This is a genomic window from Microcystis sp. M144S2 (assembly GCF_020246065.1).
Lineage (GTDB): Bacteria > Cyanobacteriota > Cyanobacteriia > Cyanobacteriales > Microcystaceae > Microcystis > Microcystis ichthyoblabe_A.
Window position 1 is genome coordinate 1 of the sequence record NZ_JADBTR010000115.1, and the last position, 15,367, is coordinate 15,367.

Here is a 15,367-nt window from a genome sequence, read left to right on the forward strand (position 1 = left end):
CTATCAAGAAACAACAATTAGGAGACAACCATCCCGATACCGCCATTAGTCTCAACAATTTGGCATTACTTTACAAATCTCAAGGAAGATACAGCGAAGCCGAACCCCTCTACAAACAAGCTTTAGCTATCAGGAAACAACAATTAGGAGACAACCATCCCTCTACCGCCACCAGTCTCAACAATTTGGCATTCCTTTACCAGTCTCAAGGAAGATACAGCGAAGCCGAACCCTTCTACAAAGAAGCTTTAGCTATCTGGAAAAAACAATTAGGGGAAAATCATCCCAATACTGCAAAAAGTTTTGGCAATTTGGCAGGACTTTACCAGTCTCAAGATAACATTCCTCAAGCCATTAATTATCTCAGCCAAGGACTTGCAGTACAAGAATACAACCTCTCAGAAAATCTAAAAATGGGGGATGACAAGCAAAAACAAGATTATATGGCAACGGTTTCAGGGACGACTGATTGGGTGATTTCCCTCAATCTTCAAGTTGTACCCAATAACCCAGAAGTAACCCGTCTCGCCTTGAAAACTATCTTAGAACGTAAAGGACGAATTTTAGATGTTTCAACCAATAGCTTACAAATTCTCCGACAACGTACTGATGACCCCGAAAGTCAACGATTATTAACTCAACTGATTGAAGTTCGGACTCAACTATCTAACCTGACTTTTAAAAAGCCTGAAGATATTAAAAACCCAGAAATTTACCGTCAACAAATTAACGAAGTTACCGCAAAAGCAAAAGAAATAGAGGGTAAAATCGGTGTTCGTAGTGCCGAATTTCGTAGCCTATCCCAACCCATTACCCTGGAAGGTATTCAAAAACTAATTCCTGCTGATGCTGCTTTAGTTGAAATAGTCCGCTATCGACCTGTTAATCCTAAAGCACCTGAAAATCAACGCTTTGGCATTCCTCGCTATGCTGTTTATATTCTCTATCCCAATGGTGACATCAAAGCTAAGGATTTAGGGGAAGCTAAACCGATTGACGACAAATTAATTTACTTCCGTAACAATCTTGCAGATGTTGACAAAGTAACTGGAATACCTCAAACTCCTATTCCCCAACTTAAAGAATCAGCGCGTCAACTTGATGAGACATTGATGCAGCCTATCCGTCAATTATTAGGCAATACTAAAACAATTCTGCTTTCTCCTGATGCTGCACTTAATTTAATTCCTTTTGAAGCTTTAGTGGATGAAAATAATCAATACTTAGTGGAAAATTATCATATTACCTATCTCACTTCTGGACGGGATTTATTGCGCCTTAAAGATAAATTTGCCAGTCAACAATCTCCGCTCATTGTAGCTGATCCTTTCTACGGTAAAGCAGGGGAAAAAGTCGCTCTCACTCGTTCCATAGACCTGTCTGAGTTTACTTTTCCCGGTCTTCCGGGTACAGAGGAAGAAGCTAAAGCGATTAAAAATCTCTTACCTCAAGCCACTGTTTTAACGGGTTCTCAAGCCACAGAAAACGCCGTCAAACAAGTTAAAAAACCAAATATTCTCCACATCGCTACTCATGGTTTTTTTAAACCAGAAAGCAATTTGAGTGAACGCAATCCGGGCGAACGCAATTCGCCCCTACAAGGTGAACGTAATGTTATTGAGAATCCTTTATTGCGTTCTGGGTTAGTTTTAGCAGGAGTTACAATCGGTCAAAGTGCAGGAGATGATGGGGTTTTGACTGCTTTAGAAACTACCAATTTAAACTTAGTCGGAACCAAATTAGTTGTGCTTTCTGCTTGCGATACGGGGAAAGGAGATATTAAAATCGGTCAGGGAGTTTATGGATTGCGCCGCGCTTTAGTTATTGCGGGAAGTGAAAGCCAATTAATTAGCCTTTGGAAAGTATCTGATGACGCGACTAAAGATTTAATGGTCGCCTATTATGGACGCTTACAAAAAGGAGAAGGACGCAGTGAAGCTTTACGACAAATTCAACTAGGAATGCTCAAGGGTGAGAAGCAAAAACATCCTTTTTATTGGGCCAGTTTTATTCCTTCTGGTGATGCAACTTCGATGACATTTGACTGAGTAAGGGTTAGGAGTTAAACTTAGGGGTAAAATTATTGGTATCACAAACAATTACTAGGAGAGTCACACAATGGCAACATTTACAGAAAACGACCTCAAAGAATTAAAAGACTTTATTGTAGGACAATTCAAAGAAGTTAATGACAAAATAGACAAGTCATCTGAACAACTTAATGGCAAAATAGACAGATTATCTGAACAACTTAATAGCAAAATAGACAAGCTATCTGAAGAAGTGAATAACTTAAGAGTTGACATAGCAAATATTAAAGGAGAATTAACAGGCGTGAATAAACGACTAGATAACTTGGAATTTACTAATCGAACCATCTTTGTTGCTATTGTTACTGCACTAATGGCAGGATTAGTTAAGTTATTTTTCCCAAACCTTCCTACTAATCCTTAACTGTGATTCAAAAAGAAAACGGATTTTTTGAAAAAACCCGTTTTCTGAATCTGAAATCGAATTCAAAATAGGAAATAGCGTTGGGCCATAGGTAAAACCGTAGCGGGTTCACAGATTAATAATTCGCCGTCAGCACGCACCTCGTAGGTTTCGGGATTAACTTCCATGCGCGGTAAAGCGTCATTTAGCTTCATACTAGCCTTACTGATATTGCGCGTATTCGACACTGCCACGGCGGTTTTTTTCAGCTTTAACTTCTCAGGAATGCCCGCTTTCATAGCATATTTAGAAACAAATGTCAAGGAAGTTTTGGCGATCGCACCGCCAAAAGAGGCAAACATGGGACGCATATAAACCGGTTGGGGTGTGGGAATACTGGCATTAGCGTCGCCCATTTGCGCCCAGGCGATTAAACCGCCTTTCAGGACAATTTCCGGTTTTACGCCAAAAAATGCCGGTTTCCAGAGAACCAAATCGGCTAATTTGCCCACCTCGATGGAACCGACATAATCGGAGACACCATGGGTAATAGCAGGATTAATCGTATATTTAGCAATATATCGTCTTGCCCGCAGATTATCATTCTCTCCCGTTTCCCCGGTCAGTCTGCCCCGTTGTACCCGCATTTTGTGGGCAGTTTGCCAAGTGCGGATAATTACTTCCCCCACCCGTCCCATAGCTTGAGAATCGGAGGAAATGATGCTAAAAGCCCCTAAATCGTGGAGAATATCCTCGGCGGCAATAGTTTCGCGGCGGATGCGGGATTCGGCAAAGGCCACATCTTCGGGAATACTCCGGTCTAAATGATGACAAACCATCAACATATCGAGGTGTTCCTCTAAGGTATTCGTCGTATAGGGACGGGTGGGATTGGTAGAGGAGGGTAAAACGTTCATTTCCCCGCAAACCCTGATAATATCGGGAGCATGACCACCGCCGGCCCCTTCCGTGTGGTAGGTGTGAATGACGCGATTTTTAAAAGCGGCGATAGTGGCCTCAACAAAACCGGCCTCATTGAGAGTATCCGTATGAATCGCCACCTGCACATCGTACTTATCGGCCACGCTTAAACAGGTATCAATGGCTGCCGGAGTGGTTCCCCAATCTTCATGGAGTTTTAAGCCAATTACCCCCGCTTTTACCTGTTCCGCTAGTCCTTCCGGCTGACTGCTATTGCCTTTACCCAAAAAGCCCAAATTCATCGGGAAAGCTTCGGCCGCCTCTAGCATTCGATAGATGTTCCATTCTCCCGGGGTGCAGGTGGTGGCATTAGTTCCCGTCGCAGGTCCGGTCCCACCACCAATCATTGTGGTAATCCCCGACGCAATCGCTGTCTCAATTTGTTGGGGACAGATAAAATGAATATGGGCATCAATCCCCCCTGCCGTCAAAATCATCCCTTCCCCGGCTAATGCCTCGGTAGCAGGACCGATAATAATATCGACATTATCTTGAATGTGGGGATTACCCGCTTTACCGATTTTATAAATTTTGCCGTCTTTAATGCCCACATCGGCTTTAACGATGCCCCACCAGTCGAGAATTAGGGCATTAGTAATCACTAAATCTACCGCCCCATCTTCCCTAGAAATGGGGGATTGGCCCATCCCATCGCGAATTACTTTACCGCCGCCGAATTTTACCTCATCGCCGTAGGTGGTGAAATCTTTTTCGACTTCGATAAATAATTCCGTGTCTGCGAGGCGAACTTTATCTCCGACGGTGGGGCCGTAGGTTTCTGCATAGGTGCGGCGATCGATGCGATAATTCATAGGGGGAATTCTTGAAAATCGACATTGATTATACGATCGATTTTCCGGCAATTATCGCTTTTTGGGGATTTTCTTCCATTTTTAATCTGGCTCGTTTTCGAGGATTTCTTTGGCTTTCAGTAAAGCTTGACGATGTTCTTCGGTGACGGTGGGATATTTTAAACCGAGGGATTCCAGGGTGTGATAAATAACCGCCCCCACAGCTAAACGGGTAAACCATTTGCGATCAGCCGGGATAATATAGAAGTTATACCAATTCTCCAAAGTCTGACTACAGAAGTTTAATCCCCCTAAATCCCCCTTAAAAAGGGTGACTTAAATTCGATGTGTAGTTTTCATTTAGAGAAATGGTATTATTTCGAGCCAAGGACAACGAATGGAGTGGTCGAGGGAATCAACAATAAACTTAAACTAATAAAACGGAGAGGCTATGGCTTGAGAAACTTTCGGAATTTTTGGGTTAGAAGTATGTTATTTTGGCATCTTGTCTGTTGATTTAGCATAAAGAGTAACGAAGAGCCATCTTTACTTCTACATCCTATCTATAATAGGCGTTTTTGTGTGACTTTTTTCGACGTTCAACACTTCTGGATTTACGCAATGACAGCAAAACTATAATCATTCCCCAAACCAGTGAACAATTTCAGCAAGCTTTTGATTTTTATAAAAAACGATTAGACAAAGGTTACAGTTTAACCGATTGTGCTTCCATGCAGATTATGAGACAACTGGAAATTTATGAAATATTAACTTTTGATAAGCATTTTCAGCAAGAAGGATTTAGCGCTTTACTCAGAGAATAGTCAGTAAATTTTACTTCACTTTAATTTTTTTCCTCGCTTCATATAACCATTGTTCTTCCTCTGTGTTAATTTCCCTCCCTTGAGCTAAATTAAGACATTTACGCCAATTTTCCTGAGATAATTTCTTGTCTTCTTTTTCTAAAAGTTGAGCATAAATACAAAAAGCAGCACCGGGATTGCGGATAAATTTCTGATAAGCTGGATTTTCAGCGATACCAATAGCAACTAAAAGATTAGGAACTGCATCTTCACTGCGATTTTGCTTAAATCTGGCCCAGCCTAGATTTTTATAAATACTATATTTTTGTACTGCTAAATTGCGTTTCTCCTCTTCAGTAAATTGGTCTAGTTTTTCATCTTTTTCTGCTAATAATCTCTTAGCTTTTTCCAGTAACTCTACCGCTTCTGCATTCTTATTATCGCGCAGATACCAATAAGCGAGATTATTATAAGCATCTATAAAACCACCTTTTGCCGCAATTAAATAGTGTTTCTTCCCATTAGTCAAATCCTGTAACTCTTCATAAAGTGTTGCCAACTTATAATGAGCATCTAGATTATCTGGATCTAACTCAATTGCTTTTAAATACTTCTCTTCGGCTGAAGCTAAATTAGGAATTTCTTGACTTGCTGGCGGAGGAGATTGTAAACGGTTGCCTTCTTGCTTGTAAAACTCAGAAAACCAAGAGAAATTTAGATAAATTCCCAAGAGAAAAGCAAAGACTATTACTGTTACGGAAAACTGTATTTCTTCATGCCAATGTTCAGCAATCCTACGAAATTTCATTAACTTAACAAAACCCTTCTGGCGCGTCCTTGTGAGAGCATTTTCAGTTTGTAATAAAGAAATGAAAGTCGAAAAAATAACACCTGCTATTTCTGGCAAACCTGAACCACCACTAAGAAACCGAGTGGCAATCGTTCCGATTAATGTAAAATTAACCCCTAATAAAACCAGTTTACCGCTTCTCAATAACCAATCAAAGCGATTGCAAGGATGCAGAGATTCCCTACTTTCTAAATGCCACCACCAAGCCTGAGCAGAAATAGGTAAAGTCTCCCGATATTCAGCTAAATCAAGAACTTGAGTAATTTTGTAACTTTTCTGTTTTAATCTATTATCTTGTTCGATTAATTTTGAACACATATCAACCGAAATTTCCGCCTCGGCTTCCATTCGTTTCTGAAGAGCATCTCTGGCGGCAATAATTTCTAAAGCCTCTGCTTTTTTCAGAGATTTATTATGAGAAGTATCTAAATAATTTAGAGCATTCTGGTAACGCTCTAAAGCAACTTGAAAGGGTGTCGGCACAGGTGCAGGAGAATTCATATTATACTAAATCCGTTGAGCATAGGTTACTTATAAGGACAGGCAAAAGGCAAGAGGCAAAAGGCAAAAGGGGGAATAAATAATCAGTTTTTAATAACCGGATTTAGTATTATACAATCCTAAAAGTTTAGTTTCTTTCACTGTTTGAGGGTAAAAAATACTCCAGCAAAACTGGCTGATGATACTAAATCCTGTTTAAAAAGTATAGGAAAGTGGGAAGATGGGGCAAAAAACCAAAGAAATTAGGAACCATAGGTTCCTAATTCCTGTAGTATATGCCATTGTATGTAACGGGCTTGGAGAGACTCGAACTCCCGACCTTGTGGTCCGTAGCCACACGCTCTAATCCACTAAGCTACAAGCCCTTGTTTTTCTCAACAGTAAACTACTATAGCACAGGTTCATTCAATGACGCAAGAGGGTAAAGAAAAATTATCTCATCTCGACAGCCAAGGCGAGGCCCAGATGGTGGATGTATCGGAGAAAATGCCCACTAAACGCACTGCTATCGCCCTAGGACAAGTGAGAATGCTAAAAACGACTTTTGAAGCCATAGAACAGGGAAATGCGCCTAAAGGTGACGTTTTAGGGACGGCCAGACTAGCGGGAATTATGGCGGCCAAACAAACTTCCTCCTTAATTCCCCTTTGCCATCCCTTACCCCTGCAAAAAATCAATGTTCAGATTATCCCGAAAGCAGAGTTACCCGGTTACGAAATTCGCGCAGAAGTGGTGACAAAATCGGAAACTGGGGTAGAAATGGAAGCTTTAACGGCGGTATCGGTGGCAGCCTTGACTTTATACGATATGGCCAAAGCGTTAGAAAAATCAATCCTGATTGAAAATATCCGTCTGCTGAGTAAAACAGGAGGAAAATCAGATTATCACAAGGATTCCCTGTTGCGATGAAAACCCTAAGTAGGGTTTGCGGCAAAAAGTTTTTCCTGGTGGCAGGGTGTGGGGTGTGGGGTGTGGGCTTCGGCCGTGAGCTCAGCCGAACGGGTGTGGGGTGTAGGGTGTGGGGTTGTACCAATTTTCAGGACGTTCGGCGAGCTCAGTCGAGCCGGAGTCAATTACCTAATTTTCGGGGAAAAAGTACCTGACTCCAATCGCTGGCACTTGTTGATTTCAAAAAAGCCTAAAGATATTATCCAACAAGGTTTTTAGATTTATTCAGCAAACCCTAAGTAACCCCTTCTAATTTTTCATCGGTCAATTGATATAATTCCTGTAATTTCTCTAATTTGTCGGGGTCTGCTTGCCAAAAACCGCGACCCTGTGCTTCTAACATTCTACCGACAATATTACGGAAAGCTTCGGGATTAGCTTGACGCAATTTTTCCGCCATTTCTGCATCAAAAGCGTAGGTATCGGCTGCCTGATCATACACCCAATCGTCACTAAAATTAGCCGTACCGCCCCAACCAATTAAAGCGGTCATTCTTTGGGAGATTTCGTAGGCCCCACCGGAACCTTGATTAACCATGGCATTGGCCCATTTAGGATTGAGTAATTTACTGCGGTATTCTAAGCGCAAAACCTCCTCTAATTTGCGGGGAGTTGTATCATTGGAAAAACTCTCGACAAAACTCGTCATCACCCGTTTACCGCTTTGTTTTTCTGCGGCTAATTTTAATCCTCCCGTGTTGCCGTAGTATTCCTGAATATCGGTTAAACCGTATTCTACCGAGTCAATTTCTTGAATAATACTTTCACTGGTTTTTAATAACTGTTGTAGCACTTCTGGCCGCGCTTGTCCCTTATCTTGACGACCATAACTAAAAACATTACGCTTTTCCCAAGTTTTCGCTAATTCGTTGTCATTGTCCCAATTTCCCTCCACTACTTGGTCATTAACTAAAGAGCCAAAATCCCCAGCAGGATTGGAAAATAAACGAGCGCTGGCATTGTCAATTCCTTGACTTTTTAAGGCTAAATAGTGCTTACGGATATAATTATCATTTTCCGATTCTTCTATCTCGGCTGCCCGCTGCATTAAATCATCCAATAACTCGATAATATTGATAAAAGTATCCCGAAAAATTCCCGATAAATTAGCCAGAATATCGATGCGCGGGTGTCCAATTTCCCCTAAAGGTTTTAATTCATACCTGACAATTCTTCCCGTCCCCTCTTTCACCGGTTCCGCACCAACTAATTCTAAGAGAATACCCAGGGATTCACCCTTAGTTTTAATCACATCTAATCCCCAGAGTAAAACTGCTACAGTTTCGGGATATTTTCCTTTTTCGGTTAAGTTTTGTTGTAGCAGTTTTTTGGCGATTTCTCGTCCGCGAGTGTAGGCTGCGGGGGAAGGCATCCGGTAGGGATCCAAAGCGTGTATATTGCGTCCTGTGGGTAAAACTCCCGCACCATCCCGGAGTAAATCACCCCCCGGTGCCGGTGGTACATATTCCCCATTTAATCCCCGCAAAAGATTAGTTAATTCTTCGCTATTTTGTCCTAATAAATTTTTAATAGCAATGCCTTCTTTAAGCTTTTCATTGGTTGCTTCGTCAGCGATAATTTGCTGAAATTCTCGCTCAGATAAATCGGTGAAATAAGCGTCAAGATAACCTTTTAATTCTTCCTGATTGGGAGCAGTTCCTAGGGTGTGTAAACCCGAAGAAAATAGTCTTTGTTCGACGATTTGTAAGTAATTATACACCTTGACAAAATAATCGGTTAGTGCATAGCGGCTAAATAATTTGGCATTTTCTAAAGTGAATTCTATTCCCTGTTTTTCTGCTTCCAGAAAAGGACAATCTTTAGCGATACCTGTATCAATAATCTTTTGGAGGATACTATCTCTTAAAGCGTAATTTTTCTCAGGATTTTCTCGAAACTCTGCAATCAAATCTCGTAAAATCATCAATTCTTTATATAATCCCGCTCGTCCGTAGGGAGGCACATTATGGGAAATTAACACCCCATAACCGCGACGTTTGGCTAGGATAGATTCCGAGGGATTATTAGCGGCATAAATATATAAATTCGGTAAATCTCCTAATAAAATATCTGACCAAGAATAACCAGTATTTCCTAGGGGTGAACCGGGCAGCCATTCGACGGTTCCGTGCATACCAAAATGAACGAGCGCATCGGTCTTAAAATCTTTTTGTAACCACTGATAAAAGGCTGCATACTGAGGGTGAGGAGTTAAATCTTTTTCAAACATTAACCGCATCGGATCCCCAGCAATTCCTAAAGGTGGTTGCACTCCAATCCAGATATTACCTAACTCAATTCCCCCTAAATGATACTGGTCGCCAATAGTTTTTATCCCCGCATCTTTCAGAGATTTCCAGTGCTTTTCAATGCGAGAGGTTAACAGATAACCTAGCCAATTTTCTAAAGTTTCTATCGATAAACGATTTTGTTTAGAGAGATTCTCATCATCGGCAAATTTAACTTTTTGAATAATTTCTTCCCCGTCTTCGGGAATCGTTCCCACATTATAACCCTGCGCTTGTAAAGCTTGTAAAAACTTAACCAAACTCCGGGGAACATTTAATAAAGCTGCCGTACCAACTGCCCCATAACCAGGGGGAAATCCATAGAGAATGATGGCTATTTTGCGTTCTTGGGGAGGGGTTTTATGTAACTTAATCCAACTATTTAAACGTCCAGTTAAACGCTGTAATCTTTCGGGGATTAAATAGATAGTTTCCCCCACTAATCCCCCCAGAGGAATTGTATCAATTGCCCCATCTAATTCCGGTAAAGCGTATAGAACCACACTCTGTAAACCACCGATTCCCTGTCTTGTCCAAGAATAAATATCTTGAATCAATAAAGGGGCAGCGATAAGATAAGGAATATTTTTAGCGGACAGAATTCGTTTAGCCACTTCTACCTGTCTTCCTGCTTCCATAGAACCCGCAGGACCCCCCACCAAAGGAAAGCCAATCGTCGAGACAATTGCATCTACTGTCACCGCATCTTCACTTAAAGAAGGAGTTTCAATGATTCCTTTTTTTCTTTGCTGAATTTCGTAGTCTGTGGTTAACCAATCCCGAACAATTGTATGGCCTTCCACTCCGTTAATAAACACGGGTAAGGGAATTAAATTAGCCGTTTCAAAATGACGGATTAATTGATTAATATAGGGCAATTTACTGATAACGTGCTTCCGATAAAGCAGCAGTGCCACCACTGGTTTATCAAGGGATTTATTTTTTTGATACCAAGTCAAATATTCTTGGGGAGTGAGAAAATAACCCTGATAATCGGGGTGTAATAGTCCCTTATTGGGAGTTTCGATAACTTCGGGTATTTCCTGTACTTTTAATCCTAGATATTTTTGGGCAATTACCCAACACATAGCGGCAACATTTTCGGTTCCTCCCGCATTCCAATAACCGTAAATAATTAACCAGTTACGCAAATCTTGAACTTTTTTAGTGGGAATAAATTTCAGCAGTTTCGGACCAGTTTTAAGGAAACTGAGATAACCAGCTAACTTATCTTCTTCCTTGCCACTGGAAAATTTACTCAAGATAAATTGAATTGGTTTTGGCATTCCTTTTGGTTTATCCCCGATGGCAAATTCTCCCAAACGGGTTAAACTCATTAACTCTAAAGCAGACTCAAAAACTAAGCGAATCGGAATCTCTGCCGCTCGTTGCCGCAGCCAAGTAACTTGATCGTAATCGAAGATCAAACTAGCAAAAAAAACGTCGGCAGTGGCTAAAGCTTGCTCGACTATTTCCGGTTCGCTAGTCAAGGATTTATCGCTAAATACTTTTACTTCTAAATCGGGACATTTAGAACTAGCCAACAGGCCCGATTGCCGATACAAATTACTGTTAAAGGTTTCAAAGCCAACAATTAAAACAATACTTTTCATAAGAATTTATTTTCTGATAAATCAGGGTGCGTTATTTTGCCTTAACACACCCCCTGAAATGATCATAACAACAAATTAATAATAACTGCCAAATTTGCGATGATGGATGGCGGTTAAACCTTGGTGTAAAACCTTACCTTTTTCTGCGATCGCATAAATCAACCAATGATCACCGCACTCCATTCGTTGTCCTACCCGACATTCCAGATAAGCGAGCGCTTCGGCCAGAATCGGTCCACCGTTCTCAGCTTTAGTGGTTTCGATATTAGCAAAACGGTCTTCCCCCGGAGCAAAGGGTTTGAGAAAATGCTTCATTAAAGCTATATGTTGTCCTTCTTGGAGGATATTAAGGACAAAATGGATATAAAGTGGGTAGAGTCGATGGGAGGTATTATCAGCAATTCTCATTTTAAGGTTTCATGACATCAAAACCCTTGCACCTAGAAGGGTTAATAATTCTTAACGAATCTCTAGATCGCTGAAACAAGGCAAAATCGTTTCAAAATGAGAATTGCTGCCACTATCTCACCTGCATCGGTCTAACACCCCCTTAATAAGACTTATAGCAGAGAACGAGTTGGTTAGGACAACCTAAATCGCTAAAATTCAGTTCTGGCAAGGATTTTCCTTCTGCCTTCTGCCCTCTGCTATAATAGCGCACTGTGCGGTTTAATCACCTCAATCAGGAGTCAGGAGACGATGCCAAATCAGATTATACTTCATCTTTATGAGAAACGCTGTAAGCTGTAATAATTAAGAGGCATCTTAAAAAAAGTCAGAAACCCTTCTGTTCCCTGTTCCGGAGTTCCCTTGTCTCTAAAGTTAACTTTATTTTTAACTAGGTACTTAGAATGAAAAATGAAATATTAAATCTAGAATTTTCTCCCGATGTTCTTGCCGCTTTAAAAATAGGAATTGATGAACTCGGTCAAGAAATTAAACTTCTGGCCGCTATTTATTATTTTCAAGAAAAGCGACTTTCTTTAGGAAAAGCGGCGGAATTAGCGAGAATTAATCGCCTAGAATTTATGGATATTTTGTCTAAAAAAGGGATTGTATTGTTTGATTATGACGAATCGGCGTTAGCGGTTGAATTAAAGGGAATAGAAAAACTGGAGCCTGATGATTGTAAGTAACGCTACTCCCCTCATCGCTTTTGCGCGAATTGGTCAACTCGGTCTTTTACAAGAAATAGTTAAAAGCATCATTATTCCTAAGGCAGTAGCTCTTGAAATCAGCACTTACGATCAAGACAAAACTGGCTCGATCGATCTATTACGAGAACAGTGGATTTCTGTCCGAGAAATCGCCTCTCAACAGCAGGTTTCCTTACTATTACCGACTCTGGATCGAGGAGAATCAGAAGTCATCGTCCTTGCACTAGAACAAAAAGCCCCTTTAGTGCTTATCGATGAATTAGCGGCTCGTCAGGTGTGTAAATCTCTCAATATTCCAATTACAGGTTCGATCGGTATTTTAATTAAAGCAAAACAGTTGGGAAAGATCGCTGCAGTCAAACCTTACATAGAAACGATGCAACAACAAGGCATATACTACAGCCAGAAATTTATTGATCTTGTTTTACAAACAGTAGCAGAAGGATAGGGGAGAGTATTGTTCACTTTCGGGATCAGCCGAAACCCTTGTTTTTTGCGATCCCTTGCCCGTCACCATGAGTTAATAATAACTGCCAGATTTGCGATGATGGATGGCGGTTAAACCCTGGTGTAAAACCCTGCCTTTTTCTGCGATCGCATAAAGCAGCCAATGATCACCGCACTCCATTCGTTGTTCCACCCGACATTCCAGATAAGCGAGCGCTTCGGCCAGAATCGGCCCACCGTTCTCAGCTTTAGTGGTTTCGATATTAGCGAAACGATCTTCTCCTGGAGTAAAAGGTTTAAGAAAATGCTTCATTAAAGCCAAATGTTGACCTTCTTGGAGGATATTAAGGACAAAAGGCGTACCGCTATAAAGCAGAGACTCGATCGCTCGTTCTTTCGCCACGGCAATAGTCAATCCGGGGGGAGTGAACGTCGCTTGCGATACCCAAGAGGCTAACATGGCGCCGCGCAATTCCCCCAATTCGCAGGTGACGATACAGAGAGAACCCACCAAACGGCCCAGAGCCTGCGATCGCCGATCGCTTTGGGATTGGTTAACATTAGTTTTCGGTTGTCTGCTTTTGCGAGCTTTTTTGACTGCTTGAGCGAAATCGGTTCCTGCTTCCTCACAGGTCTTTAAAATTGCCTCCGTGGGTTTAAATTTAACCCGAATTGGCTCAAAACCGAAGCGATAACCGCCATCCCGGAATTTACCTTCTAAAAGATCGACCGCTTCCCCACTCCAACCGTAGGAGCCAAAAACTCCCACCAGCTTGCTTTTATCGCCATTTGCTAGGGTAATCCCCAAGGCGGTTTGGATGGGAGTCGGTGCGTGTCCTCCCAAAGTGGGGGAACCAAAGATAAAACCGACACTTTTTTCGATCGCCGTTTTGATCTCGTCCGGTTCAGCGAACTCGGCATTAATCGCCGTGACTGCTACTCCCGCTTTCGTGATCCCCATGGCGATCGCTTGAGCGAGGGTGGTGGTGTTGCCGTAGGCACTGGCATAAATCAGGGCGATTGTCAACTCTTGATACTTTTGTACTGCTAACCATTGTTGATAGGAAAGGGTCAATTCGTGCATCGCGTAACGCACCAGAGGACCGTGACCAACGGCATAAAATAAGGGCGATTTAGCGGCTAATTTCTCCAAAGCGTTGCTAATTTGGCTGGCATAGGGAGCCATGAGACAATCAAAATAATAACGCCGATCTTCGTTATAAACGCTCCAACCCTCATCAAAAATTTGGTCGCCACAAACGTGCGCTCCGAACAATTTATCGGTGTAGAGAATATCGGTTTTACTGTCGTAGGTACAGAGTTGATCGGGAAATCTGGGGTTAGGAGTGGGGATAAATTCTAATTGATGGTTTGCCCCTAAATTTAATATTTCTTCCCCCTTGACAACCAACAGATTTAATGCTTCGGTTTCGAGAATTTTTTTCAGGGAAATTGCCCCCGGATTGGAACAAACAAAAGTGACTTGAGGCGCGATTTCTAAAAGTGCCTTGAGGGTGACGGCACGATTGGGGTTAACGTGACCGAGAATAATATAATCAATCGTTTTCGGATCGATTCTTTTAGTTAAAGCCTCTAAAAATATAGCCGAGAATGATTCCCCCGGTGGATCAAAAAGAGCGACCTTTTCACCTTTAATCAGATAACTATTGGCGGTGGTTCCCTTTTGTAATCCGTATTCGATCTCGAATTTTAACCTGTCCCAAGTGCGGGAACGAAAGACAAAAGTATCGACGGCAATAGGTGCTACTTGTACATCTCTCGGTTTGACAATTGCATTATTCATAATCTTAGTTACCAGTTATCAGTTAAGTAGTCAATTAGTTAAGCGGCAACTTGAGGCTGTGATCATTTTTTACTAGGCAAGTTTGGCATCAAAGTCAACACTTGATTTTTGACTAAATACAGCCTTTTATCGCTGGGGACGAGTGGGGAAATTTATAGGTTATCTTGCCAGCCGGAAGGACATCAATATCTACAGTACACTATCTCTGGGAAGAAACCTAGCTTCTAGCAATTGGCTCGCGGGTAACGATACTCCTCTGGGGGGATTTGCCAGTCTATTGAGAAATTCTAAAGGGAAGGTGATCCCCAGAAGCGAGGTGCTAGTCTGAGGGAAACCCTGCTCTTTCCCTATCAAGCAAAGTTTTTATGAGCTATCAGCACTCGTCTTTTGACTGCACTAGCGCCAATTTTGAGAAAGCCGCTTTGAGTCATTTTCGCACTCTTGTGGCTTTTTTACCGGATAATTGCCGTGTTTACCGACAAACTTGGGAATTTTCTACGGTTCTCTGTCTCGATTTTCTAGCCTGTTTGCAGGGACTAGCAATCACTCATCAAAATTTCGCCCATCTAGTTAATGTGACACAAGAACTGGGTTTAGGTCAAGCAATTATTTTGAAAGTAGGCAATAAAATCGTTGAGTGGCATCGTTTAAACTAAAATCTCAATTTTCGACCATCTCAACAGTCTAGAAAAAAATCGGCTCTCTGTGTTCTTTGTGTCTCTGTGGTTTATAACTACCTCTTGCCTGTCCT

At 41.6% G+C, this 15,367-nt stretch carries 10 protein-coding genes, 1 tRNA gene and 4 pseudogenes; 8 read left to right on the forward strand and 7 right to left on the reverse strand.

All coding sequences use genetic code 11. From position 1 onward, the window contains the following. Both IM462_RS13670 and IM462_RS13675 read left to right on the forward strand, forming a co-directional pair. Positions 1–2,048 (forward strand): CHAT domain-containing protein (locus IM462_RS13670; RefSeq protein WP_287702352.1); only part of this gene is annotated, 2,048 nt, incomplete at its 5' end. Between the two features lie 70 nt (positions 2,049–2,118). After that, positions 2,119–2,454, forward strand: coding sequence for an LPP leucine zipper domain-containing protein (locus tag IM462_RS13675; protein WP_002761382.1), 336 nt, complete (start codon positions 2,119–2,121; stop codon positions 2,452–2,454). A gap of 62 nt (positions 2,455–2,516) precedes the next feature. Here the strand turns inward: IM462_RS13675 and ureC are convergent, their stop codons facing one another. Together ureC and IM462_RS13685 are read right to left on the reverse strand one after the other, a co-directional pair. Then, positions 2,517–4,226 (reverse strand): urease subunit alpha, encoded by a 1,710-nt coding sequence (gene ureC / locus IM462_RS13680; RefSeq protein ID WP_002735350.1) that lies wholly within the window; start codon positions 4,224–4,226, stop codon positions 2,517–2,519. A gap of 81 nt (positions 4,227–4,307) precedes the next feature. Continuing rightward, a pseudogene (locus IM462_RS13685) lies at positions 4,308–4,475 on the reverse strand (polyphosphate kinase 2 family protein); the annotation flags it as partial. 105 nt (positions 4,476–4,580) lie between these two features. Between IM462_RS13685 and IM462_RS13690 the strand changes: the two are divergent. After that, positions 4,581–4,721, forward strand: a pseudogene (locus IM462_RS13690) (transposase); the annotation flags it as partial. A 92-nt stretch (positions 4,722–4,813) separates the two neighbouring features. After that, positions 4,814–5,029, forward strand: a pseudogene (locus tag IM462_RS13695) (type II toxin-antitoxin system VapC family toxin); the annotation flags it as partial. A 10-nt stretch (positions 5,030–5,039) separates the two neighbouring features. Here the strand turns inward: IM462_RS13695 and IM462_RS13700 are convergent. Both IM462_RS13700 and IM462_RS13705 read right to left on the reverse strand, forming a co-directional pair. Next, positions 5,040–6,359: a tetratricopeptide repeat protein gene (locus tag IM462_RS13700; RefSeq protein WP_287702355.1), complete on the reverse strand. Its 1,320-nt coding sequence runs from the start codon at positions 6,357–6,359 to the stop codon at positions 5,040–5,042. Positions 6,360–6,650: 291 nt separating this feature from the next. Then, positions 6,651–6,724, reverse strand: a tRNA-Arg gene (locus IM462_RS13705). A gap of 43 nt (positions 6,725–6,767) precedes the next feature. Here IM462_RS13705 and moaC point away from each other — a divergent pair. After that, entirely contained in the window at positions 6,768–7,268 is a 501-nt protein-coding gene (gene moaC / locus IM462_RS13710) for a cyclic pyranopterin monophosphate synthase MoaC (protein ID WP_287702357.1), read from the forward strand. Positions 7,269–7,542: 274 nt separating this feature from the next. Here the strand turns inward: moaC and bchH are convergent, their stop codons facing one another. Together bchH and IM462_RS13720 are read right to left on the reverse strand one after the other, a co-directional pair. After that, a complete protein-coding gene (gene bchH / locus IM462_RS13715; protein WP_287702358.1) occupies positions 7,543–11,208 on the reverse strand; it encodes a magnesium chelatase subunit H in 3,666 nt (1,221 codons plus the stop codon). 75 nt (positions 11,209–11,283) lie between these two features. Then, positions 11,284–11,565: pseudogene (locus tag IM462_RS13720) on the reverse strand (flavin reductase family protein); the annotation flags it as partial. Between the two features lie 494 nt (positions 11,566–12,059). Here IM462_RS13720 and IM462_RS13725 point away from each other — a divergent pair. Further along, on the forward strand, positions 12,060–12,344 hold the full coding sequence (locus IM462_RS13725; RefSeq protein ID WP_002754799.1) for a UPF0175 family protein: 285 nt from the start codon (positions 12,060–12,062) through the stop codon (positions 12,342–12,344). Continuing rightward, positions 12,331–12,813 (forward strand): PIN domain-containing protein, encoded by a 483-nt coding sequence (locus tag IM462_RS13730; protein ID WP_002754797.1) that lies wholly within the window; start codon positions 12,331–12,333, stop codon positions 12,811–12,813. Before IM462_RS13725 ends, IM462_RS13730 begins: the two co-directional genes overlap by 14 nt. Before the next feature lie 72 nt (positions 12,814–12,885). Here the strand turns inward: IM462_RS13730 and IM462_RS13735 are convergent, their stop codons facing one another. Next, the gene (locus IM462_RS13735; RefSeq protein ID WP_287702360.1) at positions 12,886–14,616 is read right to left on the reverse strand and encodes a diflavin flavoprotein; all 1,731 of its coding nucleotides are present in this window, start codon (positions 14,614–14,616) and stop codon (positions 12,886–12,888) included. A 365-nt stretch (positions 14,617–14,981) separates the two neighbouring features. Here IM462_RS13735 and IM462_RS13740 point away from each other — a divergent pair, with 365 nt between their 5' ends. Next, positions 14,982–15,272: a hypothetical protein gene (locus IM462_RS13740; protein WP_287702361.1), complete on the forward strand. Its 291-nt coding sequence runs from the start codon at positions 14,982–14,984 to the stop codon at positions 15,270–15,272. Positions 15,273–15,367: the final 95 nt, after the last annotated feature.

Coding starts and splice junctions, on each gene's coding strand:
- ureC (WP_002735350.1), bottom strand. CDS start 4,226: ATGAATTATCGCATCGATCGCCGCACCTATGCAGAAACCTACGGCCCC.
- IM462_RS13675 (WP_002761382.1), top strand. CDS start 2,119: ATGGCAACATTTACAGAAAACGACCTCAAAGAATTAAAAGACTTTATT.
- IM462_RS13725 (WP_002754799.1), top strand. CDS start 12,060: ATGAAAAATGAAATATTAAATCTAGAATTTTCTCCCGATGTTCTTGCC.
- IM462_RS13740 (WP_287702361.1), top strand. CDS start 14,982: ATGAGCTATCAGCACTCGTCTTTTGACTGCACTAGCGCCAATTTTGAG.
- IM462_RS13700 (WP_287702355.1), bottom strand. CDS start 6,359: ATGAATTCTCCTGCACCTGTGCCGACACCCTTTCAAGTTGCTTTAGAG.
- moaC (WP_287702357.1), top strand. CDS start 6,768: ATGACGCAAGAGGGTAAAGAAAAATTATCTCATCTCGACAGCCAAGGC.
- IM462_RS13730 (WP_002754797.1), top strand. CDS start 12,331: ATGATTGTAAGTAACGCTACTCCCCTCATCGCTTTTGCGCGAATTGGT.
- IM462_RS13735 (WP_287702360.1), bottom strand. CDS start 14,616: ATGAATAATGCAATTGTCAAACCGAGAGATGTACAAGTAGCACCTATT.
- bchH (WP_287702358.1), bottom strand. CDS start 11,208: ATGAAAAGTATTGTTTTAATTGTTGGCTTTGAAACCTTTAACAGTAAT.